Source organism: Sporosarcina sp. FSL K6-3457 (assembly GCF_038007285.1).
Lineage (GTDB): Bacteria > Bacillota > Bacilli > Bacillales_A > Planococcaceae > Sporosarcina.
On sequence record NZ_JBBOWX010000001.1, the window covers coordinates 2,487,090 to 2,501,499 of the forward strand.

Sequence of the window (14,410 nt, forward strand, 5' to 3'; positions counted from 1 at the left end):
CATTCTCCTCTTTTAAATCATGCAATCTTTTGCAATTACAAACTAATCATACACGATTACTCTCTTCTTGACAATAAATTATGACAAGGTAAAATTAGATTCGTTAAGGAGATGTGATTTATGGCGCGTCTAGCAGCTTTTATCGTCCTACTTATCCCCGGTCTTTTCGCGGCGGGTGGTATAAAACTAATGCGGGATTCGATTTTTGGTATATTATTCAAACCATTCCCGTTCATCTGGCTTCAATTTGTCGTCGGATTGCTCTTTTGCTCAGCAGGCTTGGCATTTTTTGCAGGCTTCCTCTTGCGTCGTGATCGAAAAAACGGACGTGTACAAGGGCGATTTGAAAAAAAATAACAAAAAGACTAAGGCCGTTTCAATCGCCTTAGTCTTTTTGTTATTTTAAAATCGATTAGGATAGTCGGTAATCCAACCATCAATATACGGTGGCGGATCAAGCGTAATTGCCTCTTGCCCGATCATCCCATAGACTCGAATTTTCTTACCAGATTGAATAAGTTTACTCAAATAAGGTTCTTTCAGCAAGCGCTTATGGATATGAAAACCATCTGCACAAATATACTGCTCAAGATAATTCCAATCTACACTATTTTTCCGCACGAGATAGGCTGTTTCCAAGCGCGAATCCACTTCTTTTACTTTTTCAAGCAAACGGTAATCAAATGAAGAAAAATGAAGGTTTTCCGAATAGGTCACAATTTCAATAATTCGTTTGATTGTTTCTGGACGCTCCGAAACAGTTTCTTTCAATTCAATATTGAGCGCCATATGATGTCGTTCACAAAACGTCACAGCCTCAATTAATGTTGGGATACGGTGACCATTTACCATACGGGTATATTTTTTCCCCACCCGGATAGCGCTTACTTCCGTACTCGTTAACGATGAAATCATTCGATGAATACCCGCTAGCCTAATAAGATCCGCATCATGTATTACAATCGGCACACCATCCTCTGTCAATTGGACATCGAATTCAATGCCATCCGCTCCCAGCTCAACCGCTTTCTCGAAAGCTTTCATTGTATTTTCAAACTGATGAGCTGACGCACCCCGATGTGCAAAAATGATTGGTCTAGACATTCATAACGCCATCCAGTATTTCAAAAACACCTTTCCTCGAGTCATGAAGAGTCGTCGAACGTGATCCAATCTGTATGATAGCGCCAGGATATGCTTCTCTCGCTACTTCAACTTGAGCTGGGACAGCCTGTTTAATGATATGCATTCTAGTTTGGATTTCCTTATCAAGTTCTTGAATAGCGATCCGATTCGATTCAATTGTTTCCTTTGTTTTCTTATAAGCTTCGGCTTGTGGACCTCTTGCACCAACTGCTACTTTTTCAAATTGAACAGAATGCTGCTCTAATCTATCCAGAACACTTTGGCGCTCCTTCAAATCTTTTGCCATCTCTTGTATTTCTTTATAGAGTCCATCCTTATTAATTCCTTTGGCATGAAGTATCGTTGTTCGCTCATGATTATTTCCGGCATACGCACATTCAATACGATACAGCGCTTCGATATGACCACCGATAATTTTCCCTCTGTTTTTATCGACCAGTACACGATCAGCAATCACATCAGTTCCGAATAAATAAAGTCCAGCATGGACAACTGTCGCATATAACTTGCAATTATTTGCATGTTTAATGAAAATATCACCTCGTGCCTCAACAATGGTCATGCCACCACCAAAAACGCCACCCTTAATATAAATATCACCTTGCGATGACTGGATTTCCTTTGCATTGGTAACGCCTTCATTTCCTTCAATGGAAATATCGCCCGTTGCTTTCACTGAATAGCCCGCGAGTACTGTCCCATAAATTGAAACAGCCCCGTCAAACGTAATAGATCCTGTTTCAGGCCCTACATCACCACTAATAATTAGTTGTTTTCCAATGCCAATAATCCCATTCGTATATTCTAGTGCACCACCATACATAGCACGAAGCACAGTCTTTCCCTCTTCTTCTTCCTCAGTTATCGCTTTTCGATCATAGGATAGTTTTTCATCATTGCCTTTTTGGGCAGAAATGACATTTCCATAGACATCCTGGCCATCGATCCCCTGTTGAGGAGGGATTTTTTCACCTATCCAATCGCCTTCCTTGACAGGAGTGACAAAGTTCATTTCATAATAGTCCGCCGAGCCATCTTCACGAATCACAGGTTTTTTTTCAGGGATTTCCATATATGTAATTACTGCATCAGCACCATTTTGTGGGGGTGATCCAGCAGCAATAGTCAACATTTCACCTGATTTAAATGTCACCTCTTCCAGAGGCTTTCTCCCATAAATAATCTCCGCTGTATCGAGCGCCAGATTGATCTGTTCTAGAATAGCCTGCCTGCTATTTTCGAATTCCTCTATAGACATATTGAACATGAGTTGGGCTTTCAGTTTGTCTGCTGTGACAAATAGCTCAAAATCAGGAAGCCAACTACCAATAACATGCTCCCCATCCACCTCTGTAAGTGCTTTTCGTAATACAGCGAACGAAGATATTTTCAAGCGAGGATATTGTTTTGTGATGGCATCAAATGACTTCAGTGGGAAACCAGCTTTTTTCGAATGTATTACTACTTTCTCTTTTTGCAAGACAAGGTCAAAATAATCATTTTCAATCAACACCGATGCTTCACCCTTTCTCTCTATCACCATTATAATGCATTTCAAAAATTTTAGTTGAAATATTGTGATTTTATTCAGAATAAGAAAAAATGCCTACTATATGAAAATAATTTTCCATACCTAGTAGGCACTCCAACTATTCTATTCAGTTAACTCGCCATATGCTCCAACCTAATCTTATCAGCAATCATCGCTATGAATTCCGAGTTCGTGGGTTTGCTTTTCAGATGATGCACGGTGTAGCCAAACATTTTGGAGATGACATCGTAATTCCCTCGGTTCCATGCGACTTCAATCGCATGGCGAATGGCACGTTCTACACGGGAGGATGTCGTATTATACTTTTTTGCAATCTCCGGATAAAGAACTTTAGTCACGGCACCAAGCAACTCAACATCTGTGTAGACCATTTGAATCGCTTCGCGGAGAAATGCATAGCCCTTAATATGGGCAGGTACACCAATTTCTTTGATAATAGATGTAATAGTCGTATCCAGTACTTTTTGACTGACTGTTCCAGGCACCTGCTCTACTTCCGGTTTAGATATAGGTACAATTGGCTTTCTTGTGCCCGCGACTTGGAAAATCTGATTAGCAAGTCGTTCGAATTCAAACGGTTTGAGCATGAAATAAGATGCGCCAAGGCTAGCCGCTTGCGTCATTACATCTTCTTGTCCAAATGCAGTTAGCATAATAATGTGCAGATCGGCAATTTGCGCATTCCCACTTAATGTTTCAAGTACTGCAATTCCATCTAAGTGTGGCATGATGATATCCAGCAATAGCACGTCTGGCTTTTTTTCTTCTAGCATCGACAGACATACTTTTCCGTTATTTGCGGTCCAGATGACGTCAATTTCGGGATGTCTTTCAAAATACGTCACCATCGTTTTCACCAATTCCTTGTTATCGTCAGCAATCGCTATTTTCAATTTATCCATTCCCATTTCCCTCCTGTACGTTTCTACATTTAAATTTTTTGAAAAAGTAGCAACCTTCTTTTTCATTGCCTAGGGGAAATTTTCGACAAATCATAGGACAACCCTTTTTTAAAAAATAAAAATGAATCTTCAGACATACGGTTTCCCTATATTTCGACGAATTCCATTCTTTTCTATTCTTTTGTCGAATCGTTTAAGTATAGTTTACCACGACAAAAAAAAAGGACCAACCCGCAATTGCAAGTTGGTCCTTTTTCATTTTCCACCATTCCGCATCGTCTCTAGAAAAAGACCGGCACCTTTTTCTGGATCATCGACAAACATATGCGTGACAGCACCTACAAATTTGCCGTTTTGAATGACTGGACTACCACTCATCCCTTGCAAAATGCCGCCTGTTGCTTCTAATAATTTAGGGTCTGTCAATACAAAATGAAACTGGTCTTGTTCAATTTCAATAATTCGGATTGTAAACGTTTCAACTTCCGTGCCCCTAATCGTTGTAAAAATCTCCGCGACATCTTCTTTGAGCTGTTCAGGATGCATAATCTCTAGTGGTTCGGCTAACACTTTCTTATGAGCACTATTCCACGCTCCAAAAATACCGTACACACCATTTGTTTGAATCGTTCCCAACAGATCTTCATCTTCAACAATTGTTGAAATTTTGTAACCTGGAATGCCAGGAACACTTTTTTTAATCTGTCCAATTTCCGACAGATAAATGGCGCCTGTATTAAAGGAGGGTGGTGATTTTAATGCGCTGTCGATGATCTGATGGCCTAATGCACCATAGGTTCCATTATCCGGATCGACGTACGTTAAGGTTCCTGTCCCTTCCGTCCGATCTTTCAGGAATGGAAGGAGACGTTTCATCGCTTCGCCATCTGCTTGAATCTGACTTTTGTCTCCATTGCGAATGACGTGCAACACAATTTCTTTGTTATCACGTCGGGCAGACAATGCTTTTTCGAAGTCCATTAATGTGCCGATTGTGACATCATCCACTTGCTCGATCAAATCACCTGCCTTCAACCAATGGTCTTTACTAATCATGACATCATTTGTGATGAAGACACCCGATAACTCCATTTTAATACCGATTGAGTGTCCCATCGGAATAAGCGAGCCCTCTTGCGCGGATGCCGCATCTGTAGTAAATGGCATGACCAGTAACAGCACAGAAAACGAAACGGCCAATTTAAACTGTCTACTCCATCCCATACTTCACCTCCCCGAATTAAGATACTACTGGTATGTCCGTTCTGAGGAATGTTATGAAAGGGTAAATCATGAAATAAAGAAAAGTGTCTGACGCCTGGAGACTAGGCAAAAAAAAAGCGGAAGATGCCGGAAGTCCAGACGCGCCATATAAAAAACGTGCATAATTTGCTATGCACGTTTCCTTGTTAACGAAATGATTTTTTTCGCTCTTCTGCTAACGTCAATAATTCTTCAGCATGTTTTAATGTCAGTGGTGTAATTTCAGCGCCTGACAGCATTCGGGATAGCTCTTGTGTTCTTTCTGATTCAACAACATCATGAATGGCTGTACGTGTTCTGTCATCTTCCACTTCTTTTTTAATGAGACAATGATGATCCGCCATTGCTGCGACTTGCGGTAAATGGGAAATACACAACACCTGGGAATGCATGGAAATCATCGCTATTTTCTCGGCGATAGCTTGCGCTACCCTACCACTCACTCCCGTATCGACTTCATCAAAAATTAGCGAAGTGATGCCTTGGTGCTTTGAAAAAATCGTTTTGAGTGCCAACATTATACGGGAAAGTTCTCCACCTGAGGCAACTTTGACGAGTGGTTTTAATGGTTCCCCGACATTTGTTGAAATGAGGAACACCACATTATCATAACCATTTGAATCGAAAACACCTGCCGCTTTTCGACTGATATCCACTTTAAATGATGCTTTTCCCATATGTAGCTGTTGCAATTGTTCCATAATCGCCTGTTGTAATTGACTAGATGTCGCTTGACGAATAATTGATAACTCACCCGCTTCAATTTCCAAGTCCTGCAATAATTGCTCCATTTTTTCTTGTTGAGCAGCTAGTCTTTCATCCCGACTGAGTAAATTTTCAAGATCATCCGCAATTTTGTCGCGATACAATAAAATATCCTCAATCGTTTTGCCATATTTCCTTTTGAGCGAAGTATGGAGGGCAAGCCGATCTTCTACCACTTCCAGTCTTGCCGGATCAAATTCCATATCATCCAATATACTTTTCAGTTCATGTGCAGTATCTTGCAACGAATAAAAGCTCGTCGCAACAGTTTCCGCATGCGGTTTCAAGGTTTTATCGACAGAGGCTGCATCTTCAATATCACTCATAGCTGAGCCGACCCAATCCAGCGCATGCGTATCCCCACTGATGGACAGATAGGCTGTATTCAAGCGCTCATAGAGACGATTGAAATTTTGCAACTTTTGTTTTTCTGCTTCTAGCTCGTCTTCCTCCCCAATGACAAGCGCAGCTGCATCAATTTCTTTCAATTGGAATGAATACAAATCGATGCGCTGAGCCACTTGTTGCTCGTTTTCATCAGCAGTTTCGAGTTTACGCTTCAGCTTCCGGTAACGTTCATAAAGATCGGAATAGTTATCAAACGCCCGTGTCAGTTTGTCACCAGCAAAATGGTTCAGTAAATGGATGTGACTTCTTTCGTGCATCAGTTCTTGATTTTCATGCTGCCCATGAATATCTATCAGTTGAGAACCGATTTCCCTCAAAACAGCGATCGTCACAAGTTTGCCATTGACACGACAAACTGTTTTACCATTCGCATTTAAATCACGTCGCAGAATGATATGACCCTCTTCTACATCAATGCCCAGCTCAGCCAATTTTTCAATGACAGGATGGGCTTGTTCCGCAATCGTGAACAGACCTTCTAATTCAGCTTTTACTGCACCATGTCGGATAAATTCTTGAGAGCCTCTGCCACCGGCTAATAACTGAACCGCATCGATAATAATCGATTTTCCAGCTCCTGTTTCTCCAGTCAAGACCGTTAGACCTTCATCAAAGGTAATGTCAAGACTTTCAATAATTGCAAAGTTTTTAATGGAGATTTCACTCAACAAGTACAGTCACCTCTCTTACAGCATCGCAAGTAATTTTTCTTTGACAACCATTGTCAGCGATTCATCCCGACAAATGATAAGGCATGTATCGTCGCCACAGATCGTTCCAAGCATCTCGTCCCATCCAAGATGGTCAATTAAAGACCCAACGGCTTGTGCATTGCCAGGAAGCGTTTTCAAAATGATAAAATGCCCCGCTCCATCGATACTCACGAAGGCATCTGTCAGCATGCGATTGAGCTTTTGCTCCGTGTTATGGCTATGTACGGCAGGAAGGCTATATTTATAGCGACCATCTGGTAATGGAACTTTAATGAGATGCATTTCTTTAATATCCCGCGAAACAGTCGCTTGTGTCACCGCTACTCCTGCATCTTTTAAACTGTCCACAAGCTGATCTTGTGTTTCTACTTCAAAATTTGAGATAATATCCCGAATCCGAATATGTCTATGCCCTTTATTCATTCCCATCGCTCCTATACACACTAATCATATCTTATTTTATACTCTATCATCGAACTTTTCCTTCAACAAGAAAAACGCGCAAATAAATGCGCGCTATAGCAATTCCTGGTAGGCCTCTTCAATCAGCTTATTATACGAGTCGTCATCAAAAAGAGTCGTCGGATGATCATCTGCTGTTAAATGGAATAGGAATTCAATATTCCCTTCTCCTCCCGTAACAGGGGAGAATGACATGCCACGTAGACTAAATCCTTCTTGTACTGACGCATCGGCAATTTTTTTCAATACATCAAAATGAACAGATTTTTCACGAACAACACCTTTTTTACCTACTTTACCTTTACCCGCTTCAAACTGAGGCTTGACGAGTGCAATAACATCTCCACCTTGCGCAATGATACGCTTCAAAGCAGGTAAAATAAGTGTCAAGGAAATGAACGATACATCAATGGTTGCAAATTGCGGCACACCTGCTGTAAATAGTTCTGGTGTCGCATGTCTGAAATTCGTTCTTTCCATCACCGTTACACGTGAATCTTGGCGTATTTTCCAGGCCAACTGATTATAACCAACATCTAGTGCATAACAATGCACCGCTCCATTTTGTAACGCACAATCTGTAAAACCACCCGTAGATGACCCGATATCCAGCCCGATTTTACCTTTGACATCGACTGTAAACTTCTCCAGTGCTTTTTCAAGCTTTAAGCCGCCTCGACTAACATATTTCAATGTGGAGCCTTTTACAGTTAGCGGTGCATCCTCTGGAATTTTTTCTCCAGGCTTATCAAGCCTTGTTTCTGCGGAGAAAACGATACCTGCCATGATAGAACGTTTGGCCTGTTCTCTTGTTTCAACAAGACCACGTGCAACGAGCAGGACGTCGACTCGCTCTTTGGGTATACGATTTGTCATACTTGTTCCCTTTCCACTGCAAGTTCTTTGATGAACGTTTGCACATTATCAACGAGGTGACCTGCCGTCATACCAATTTCCGCCAGTAGCTCATCAACATTTCCATGCTCAATAAACTGATCAGGAATACCCATTCGTTGAATCGGGACACCCGTCTTGCGTGTATCCTGCGCATATTCAATAACGGCGCTACCAAAACCACCTGCAAGAACTGCTTCTTCAACTGTTGTAATCGGCATGCCCGTTGCAAAGAGTTCATCTAACATTTGGTGATCTAACGGTTTGATAAACCTCGCATTGACTACCTTCACTTGAATCCCCCGTGATGCCAATGTTTCAGCTGCCTGCAACGCCATTGGAATCGTCGTACCAAATGTTAAAATAGCAGCATCGTTGCCTTCGCGAAGGACTTCCCATGAACCGATTGGAATGGCTTGTAGTGTTTCATCCATTGACACTCCAAGTCCGTTTCCCCTTGGATAACGCATCGCAATCGGCCCCCCGCTATAATCAATCGCAGTCTTCACCATATGCTGTCCTTCGTTTTCGTCTTTTGGCATCATAATAACCAAATTCGGCATATGCCTTAAAAAGGCAATATCAAAGACACCTTGATGCGTTTCCCCATCGGCACCTACAAGTCCCGCACGATCGATGCCAATAAAGACATTCAAATTCTGCCTTGCAACATCGTGAAGCACTTGATCGTATGCACGTTGTAGGAATGTCGAATAGATCGCTAAAAACGGTTTCATCCCCTGCGTAGCAAGCCCTGCTGCCATCGTCGTTGCATGCTGCTCGGCTATGCCCACATCGTAAAATCGATCTGGGAATTCCTTGGCAAACGATTCCAGTTTAGAACCGACTGGCATTGCCGGTGTAATCGCAACAACACGCTGATCCTCACGCGCCATTGTCCGAACTGTTTCTGCTACGAGCCCACTCCAAGAAGGCGCAACGGATGCAGATTTAACGAAATCACCTGTTTCAATCTTATAGGGTCCTGTACCATGCCAAGTCCCGATTTTATCGTCTTCAGCCGGGCTGTAGCCTTTACCTTTTTTCGTGATGACATGCAATAGAACAGGTCCATCCATTTTTTTGGCATACTGAAGATTGCGCTCCAACTCATTGAAATCATGGCCATTAACTGGTCCCAAATAAGTGAAGCCCAATTCTTCAAAAAAGATCCCCGAGACGACTAGATACTTTAAGCTGTCCTTGACCCGTTCCGCCGCTGCTGCTACTTTACCGCCGACTGCAGGGATTTTCCTCAGAATATATTCAAGTTCGTCTTTCGCATTATTATACTTACCAGCAGTCCTCAGTTTCCCCAGTATTGTATGGAGAGCTCCGACGTTTGGTGCAATCGACATCTCATTGTCGTTCAAAATAACGATCATATTTGTTTTCTCATGACCAATATGATTCAACGCCTCAAGCGCCATACCACCAGTCAACGCACCGTCACCAATGACAGGTATAACGTAATTTGAATCCCCTTTAACGTCTCGTGCCGCCGACATCCCCATCGCTGCCGATAATGATGTTGAACTGTGACCTGTTTCCCATACATCATGCTCACTCTCATTCATTTTAGGGAAGCCGCATAAGCCCTTGAATTGTCTTAGCGTATCGAAATCAGCTGCACGTCCCGTCAAAATCTTATGGACATACGCCTGGTGTCCGACATCCCAAAGAATTTTATCTGTGGGGCTATCAAATAACCGATGGAGCATGATCGTTAATTCTACAACGCCCAAATTGGGTCCAATATGACCTCCAGTGACAGATAACTTTTCGATAAGGAATTTCCGAATTTCTTCAGCAAGCTCTGCCATCTGTTCTTTGTCGAGCTTTTTAATAAAAGATGGACTAGTAATTTCAGTAAGATCCACCAATATCACACACCTTCATAAATTGATTACCACAGTTTACTCCCAGTACATTATAGCAAGAAGGACGTTCCATACAACAGTTTCGTTCCCTCATGATTGCCGATTGACAATATAATCTGCGAAAAGCTCAAGAAGTGGCTCGTCTTGTTCAATGAAACTAAGTGATTCCCCTGCTAAACGATGATGTTCTGCAAGGCGTTCCCTCGCGCCGTCAAGACCAAGTAGCGATGGATACGTCGATTTATCACTGCTAATGTCACTTCCAGCTGTCTTACCTAGTGCTTCCGTTGTAGATGTGATATCGAGAATATCATCTTGAATTTGAAAAGCAAGACCAATATTCCATGCGAAAGTCTTTAATTGTCCAGTCTTTGCTTGATCAAGACCAGCGAGTACAGCACCAGCCTCGATACAAAATGATAGCAGTGCCCCTGTTTTATTGATGTGAACGGTTTCCAATTCCATAAGTGACAACGGTTTTGTTTCCCCTTCGATGTCAAGGATTTGACCCCCGACCATTCCTGCAGCACCTGAAGCTCCTGCTAGCATGTTGACTAGCTGCAAAGCATCTTTAGGTGATGTTTCTTGCAGAGTCGTTAATACCTCAAATGCCAGCGTTTGCAGTGCATCCCCTGCGAGAACAGCTACTGCTTCCCCATAAACTTTATGATTCGTCAATTTACCGCGCCTATAATCATCGTCATCCATACAAGGTAGATCATCATGAATAAGCGAATACGTGTGAATTAATTCGACAGCACAAGCGATAGATATGGCATCGGCTGATTGAACGCCTAAATCTTCAAGCGTGGCAAGAACAAGTAGTGGCCGAATGCGTTTTCCACCAGCATTGACCGAGTAGGCCATCGAAGATTTCAATGTTTCAGGCACGTTCGTCGTCGCAAGCATATGATTCAATTGGGCTTCAATAGCGGGTTGGTAATTCTCTATAAAGTGCTGCAATTTTTTATGCATGCTGATCCACCCCTTTTGTTGGATCGAACGGGGATGATTTACCCTCTTTGTCGATAATAGAAATAAGCTGTTGTTCGGCATCCTGTAATTTTCCGTGACAATAGGCAGACAGCTCCATGCCTTCTTTATATAAGGTAATAGCGTCTTCCAGCGGGATATCTCCTGTTTCCAATTTCTGGACGACATCCTCTAATTGTAGCATCGCTTCTTCAAAGCGGATTGGTTCTTTTTCCACTTAACGTTCCTCCCCCTCATTTGTTGTAATCGTTTGGACGACCGCTTCTGCTGACCCATCCTGCAACTTAATATGAATGTTTGACCCGATGTCCATGGCTGTGATGGAATTGGCAACAATCCCATTCTGATAGACAATTGAATAGCCACGTTCCATGACATTGAGCGGATTGAGTGCTTGCAACATACGAATAGATGCTTGGAAGCGTTCACTTTGTATCCTGACATCGTGCTGAACAGACCTCGTCAGACGTTCCGTAAATAGTGTCACATTGCGATGTTCTTCCTTTATGCGCTGATTCGGCGAAAAGGTAGATAGCATACCACTTAATCGTTGGAGCTCTGAAGCTCGTTTACTCGTAATATCTTGACTGCTTCGCAGTAATCTTCCTTCAAATCCAATTAACTTTTCGGTAAACGGGCGATATAAGCGTTCAGGAAATTGCAGTGGATAGGAAGTTTGCAATGTCGTTAAACGTTTACGTTCCTGCTTAATTTGATTAGACAAGGAGTTATATAGGGCACGTTTTCGATCCAATAACCTTTCAACCAACTCATCGCGAGCTGGAACCGCCATTTCAGCAGCAGCCGTCGGAGTCGGTGCTCTTCGATCCGAGACAAAATCAGCAATCGTCGTATCCGTTTCATGACCGACTGCACTAATAACCGGAATTCGGCAAGAAAATATCGCACGTGCAACCGTTTCTTCATTGAACGCCCATAAATCTTCGATGGAACCACCACCACGGCCAACAATCAGTACATCGATCGAGCCGTGAGCCTCGGCCTGTTCAATGGATTGAACAATGGAGGGAGCGGCTTGTGCACCTTGCACGACCGCAGGAAATAAAATAATTTCAGCAAGTGGATAGCGCCTTTCAATCGTTGAACAAATATCTTGGATTGCTGCACCCGATTGTGCCGTCACGACACCGATTTTTTGTGGGTACATAGGAAGCGGACTTTTCCAGCGTGCATCAAACAACCCTTCTTTTCCAAGACTTTCTTTTAATTGTTCAAAGGCCAGATACAATGCTCCAACGCCATCGGGTTGCATCGACTGGACATACAATTGGTAATTTCCAGTTGTTTCATAGACAGACACATCTCCCGTAATAAGTACGTTCATACCATTTTCCGGTGTGAATTTTAACTGCGCTGCACTTGAACGAAACATCGCTGATTGAATCCGACTTTTGTCATCCTTTAAAGTAAAATAAATATGTCCACTCGGATGATTTTTAACATTCGATAGCTCGCCTTTGACGAAAACATTGCGTAAATGAGGATCTGCATCGAATTTTCGTTTAATATATTTGGATAAGGCTTGGACAGATAAGTAGGGGTTACTGGTCAACAGTCCCACCTCCTGATTTCCGACGTATAGAAACGCTGTCTTTCTGATGAAAAACAGCGTTCATTCGGTATTTTATAGTAATTGCGAACAGGCTTGTTCAGCACTTTGCAAGGTGTTTTTCAATAACATCGTAATGGTCATTGGGCCCACACCGCCTGGAACAGGTGTAATAGCAGAAGCGACTTCTTTTGCAGTTGCAAAATCAACATCTCCGCATAGTTTACCATTCTCATCGCGGTTCATACCGACATCAATGACGACTGCGCCTTCTTTGACATCCTCACCTGTGATGAACTTAGCTTTACCGATGGCAACGATTAGAATATCTGCCTGTTTTGTGAATGTTGCTAAGTCCTTTGTTTTAGAATGACAGTATGTCACCGTAGCATCACGCTGCAACAATAATTGCCCCATTGGCTTGCCGACAATATTGCTACGACCAACGATGACAGCGTGCTTACCGCTAATTTCTGTACCTGTCCGTTCAAGCAATTTGATGATGCCATAAGGTGTACAAGACAAAAATGATTGCTGACCAATAATCATCTTGCCAACGTTCTCTGGATGGAATCCATCAACGTCTTTTGCCGGATCAATAGCGCGAATGACTAGATTCTCATCAATATGCTTCGGTAATGGCAATTGAACAAGGATGCCATTGATGGAATCGTCATTGTTCAATTTTGTGACATGCTCAAGCAATTCCTCTTCAGTTACTGTAGCTGGCAACTCAATTAGCTCAGACTTCATACCTACCTCCAAGGTAGACTTTTGCTTATTTTTCACATATGTACGGGAAGCTTGATTGTCCCCCACAAGAATGACTGCAAGACCTGGTTGACACCCTTGGTCTTTCAGCGCCGTCACTCTTTCTTTAATTTCTTCTCTAATTTCTTTTCCAATCGCTACTCCATCAATTAATTTCCCTGTCATACTAGCTCCTCCAAACGGCTTCGATTATTTTTCTTCAAATTTCGATAGTACACCATTAACAAAACGGCCCGATTTCTCATCACCGAACGTTTTACAAAGTTCAATAGCCTCATTTAATACGACACGGTGCGGTACTTCTTCATTGAACAATAGTTCGTAGACAGCTAATCGTAAAACAGTTCGTTCAATTTTAGGTAGACGATCCAATGACCAGTGCTCTAGTTTTTCTACCAATGCCAGATCAATGGCTTCCTGATGTTGCACAGTGCCACGCACAAGCTGTTCGTAAAATACGTTAGCCGGCTCATCGACGATATACGTAATTGCCTCTTCAATTGTTAGTTCTGTGTTATCAAGTTGAAAAAGGGTTTGAACCGCTTTTTCCCTTGCTTCTCTTCGCTTCATAAATGTTCTTCTCCTCCACTACTGCATCTCTAAGGCATTATCATAGCATAAACAAGGTGCCCGGATACAGTAAGACAAGCTGAAAAGCATCATCCGATTAGGACGATGCTTTCAGATCATACCGTTTCCGTTCCCGCTTCGAACTGGATTCCCGTTATATGGACATTCACTTCTTTCGTTTCAAGTGAAGTCATATGGAAAACCGCATGGCGAATCTGCTTTTGTATTTCTTTTGCAACAGTTGGCACAGAAAAGCCGTAATCGACGACACAATACACGTCAATCGTTAAACCTTCTTCAGACCACTCTGTTTTGACACCTTTACCATGCACTACTTTACCAAACTTTTCGGCAACACCTGTGGCAAAATTTCCTCTCGTATTCGCAACACCCTTTACTTCTGTTGTTGCGATGCCAATAATGACTTCAAGAACTTCTGGAGCAAGTTGGACGCGTCCAAGCTCGACATCCCCCGACGGAGCCATCCCGACGAATGATGGAATTGTCTTTTCTGACATTCC

Annotated in this window: 15 protein-coding genes; 1 reads left to right on the forward strand and 14 read right to left on the reverse strand. The window is 42.5% G+C overall.

Features of this window, described 5'->3' with window-relative positions:
* Positions 1-120: 120 nt before the first annotated feature.
* Positions 121-357 (forward strand): DUF2627 domain-containing protein, encoded by a 237-nt coding sequence (locus N1I80_RS11910; RefSeq protein ID WP_340738084.1) that lies wholly within the window; start codon positions 121-123, stop codon positions 355-357.
* A 45-nt stretch (positions 358-402) separates the two neighbouring features.
* On the opposite strand, the gene N1I80_RS11915 is transcribed toward N1I80_RS11910, so the two are convergent.
* The 14 genes from N1I80_RS11915 to N1I80_RS11980 all read right to left on the reverse strand — a co-directional run bounded on the left by N1I80_RS11915 (position 403) and on the right by N1I80_RS11980 (position 14,407).
* The gene (locus tag N1I80_RS11915; protein ID WP_340738085.1) at positions 403-1,104 is read right to left on the reverse strand and encodes a glycerophosphodiester phosphodiesterase; all 702 of its coding nucleotides are present in this window, start codon (positions 1,102-1,104) and stop codon (positions 403-405) included.
* A complete protein-coding gene (locus N1I80_RS11920; protein ID WP_340738086.1) occupies positions 1,097-2,659 on the reverse strand; it encodes a DUF342 domain-containing protein in 1,563 nt (520 codons plus the stop codon). Before N1I80_RS11920 ends, N1I80_RS11915 begins: the two co-directional genes overlap by 8 nt.
* 149 nt (positions 2,660-2,808) lie before the next feature.
* The gene (gene spo0A, locus N1I80_RS11925) at positions 2,809-3,600 is read right to left on the reverse strand and encodes a sporulation transcription factor Spo0A (RefSeq protein WP_340738087.1); all 792 of its coding nucleotides are present in this window, start codon (positions 3,598-3,600) and stop codon (positions 2,809-2,811) included.
* Positions 3,601-3,855: 255 nt separating this feature from the next.
* Positions 3,856-4,824, reverse strand: a complete 969-nt coding sequence (locus N1I80_RS11930) for a SpoIVB peptidase S55 domain-containing protein (RefSeq protein ID WP_340738088.1) — start codon at positions 4,822-4,824, stop codon at positions 3,856-3,858.
* Positions 4,825-5,009: 185 nt separating this feature from the next.
* Complete coding sequence (recN, locus tag N1I80_RS11935) at positions 5,010-6,707, reverse strand: DNA repair protein RecN (RefSeq protein ID WP_340738089.1); 1,698 nt, start codon at positions 6,705-6,707, stop codon at positions 5,010-5,012.
* Positions 6,708-6,722: 15 nt separating this feature from the next.
* Entirely contained in the window at positions 6,723-7,172 is a 450-nt protein-coding gene (gene ahrC, locus N1I80_RS11940; RefSeq protein ID WP_340738090.1) for a transcriptional regulator AhrC/ArgR, read from the reverse strand.
* Positions 7,173-7,265: 93 nt separating this feature from the next.
* Positions 7,266-8,087, reverse strand: a complete 822-nt coding sequence (locus N1I80_RS11945) for a TlyA family RNA methyltransferase (protein ID WP_340738091.1) — start codon at positions 8,085-8,087, stop codon at positions 7,266-7,268.
* Positions 8,084-9,985, reverse strand: a complete 1,902-nt coding sequence (dxs, locus tag N1I80_RS11950; protein ID WP_340738092.1) for a 1-deoxy-D-xylulose-5-phosphate synthase — start codon at positions 9,983-9,985, stop codon at positions 8,084-8,086. The genes N1I80_RS11945 and dxs overlap by 4 nt, the downstream gene beginning before the upstream one ends.
* 90 nt (positions 9,986-10,075) lie before the next feature.
* Positions 10,076-10,960 carry a polyprenyl synthetase family protein gene (locus N1I80_RS11955; protein ID WP_340738093.1) on the reverse strand — a complete coding sequence of 295 codons (885 nt, stop codon included), beginning with the start codon at positions 10,958-10,960 and terminating at the stop codon, positions 10,076-10,078.
* The gene (gene xseB, locus N1I80_RS11960) at positions 10,953-11,195 is read right to left on the reverse strand and encodes an exodeoxyribonuclease VII small subunit (protein ID WP_340738094.1); all 243 of its coding nucleotides are present in this window, start codon (positions 11,193-11,195) and stop codon (positions 10,953-10,955) included. Before xseB ends, N1I80_RS11955 begins: the two co-directional genes overlap by 8 nt.
* Positions 11,196-12,551 carry an exodeoxyribonuclease VII large subunit gene (gene xseA, locus N1I80_RS11965; protein WP_340738095.1) on the reverse strand — a complete coding sequence of 452 codons (1,356 nt, stop codon included), beginning with the start codon at positions 12,549-12,551 and terminating at the stop codon, positions 11,196-11,198.
* Positions 12,552-12,623: 72 nt separating this feature from the next.
* The gene (gene folD, locus N1I80_RS11970) at positions 12,624-13,484 is read right to left on the reverse strand and encodes a bifunctional methylenetetrahydrofolate dehydrogenase/methenyltetrahydrofolate cyclohydrolase FolD (protein WP_340738096.1); all 861 of its coding nucleotides are present in this window, start codon (positions 13,482-13,484) and stop codon (positions 12,624-12,626) included.
* 24 nt (positions 13,485-13,508) lie between these two features.
* Positions 13,509-13,889, reverse strand: coding sequence for a transcription antitermination factor NusB (nusB, locus tag N1I80_RS11975; RefSeq protein WP_340738097.1), 381 nt, complete (start codon positions 13,887-13,889; stop codon positions 13,509-13,511).
* 116 nt (positions 13,890-14,005) lie between these two features.
* Positions 14,006-14,407, reverse strand: a complete 402-nt coding sequence (locus N1I80_RS11980; protein ID WP_340738098.1) for an Asp23/Gls24 family envelope stress response protein — start codon at positions 14,405-14,407, stop codon at positions 14,006-14,008.
* Positions 14,408-14,410: the final 3 nt, after the last annotated feature.

Coding starts and splice junctions, on each gene's coding strand:
- N1I80_RS11930 (WP_340738088.1), bottom strand. CDS start 4,824: ATGGGATGGAGTAGACAGTTTAAATTGGCCGTTTCGTTTTCTGTGCTG.
- ahrC (WP_340738090.1), bottom strand. CDS start 7,172: ATGAATAAAGGGCATAGACATATTCGGATTCGGGATATTATCTCAAAT.
- folD (WP_340738096.1), bottom strand. CDS start 13,484: ATGACAGGGAAATTAATTGATGGAGTAGCGATTGGAAAAGAAATTAGA.
- N1I80_RS11980 (WP_340738098.1), bottom strand. CDS start 14,407: ATGTCAGAAAAGACAATTCCATCATTCGTCGGGATGGCTCCGTCGGGG.
- spo0A (WP_340738087.1), bottom strand. CDS start 3,600: ATGGATAAATTGAAAATAGCGATTGCTGACGATAACAAGGAATTGGTG.
- N1I80_RS11915 (WP_340738085.1), bottom strand. CDS start 1,104: ATGTCTAGACCAATCATTTTTGCACATCGGGGTGCGTCAGCTCATCAG.
- N1I80_RS11910 (WP_340738084.1), top strand. CDS start 121: ATGGCGCGTCTAGCAGCTTTTATCGTCCTACTTATCCCCGGTCTTTTC.
- N1I80_RS11955 (WP_340738093.1), bottom strand. CDS start 10,960: ATGCATAAAAAATTGCAGCACTTTATAGAGAATTACCAACCCGCTATT.
- N1I80_RS11945 (WP_340738091.1), bottom strand. CDS start 8,087: ATGACAAATCGTATACCCAAAGAGCGAGTCGACGTCCTGCTCGTTGCA.
- nusB (WP_340738097.1), bottom strand. CDS start 13,889: ATGAAGCGAAGAGAAGCAAGGGAAAAAGCGGTTCAAACCCTTTTTCAA.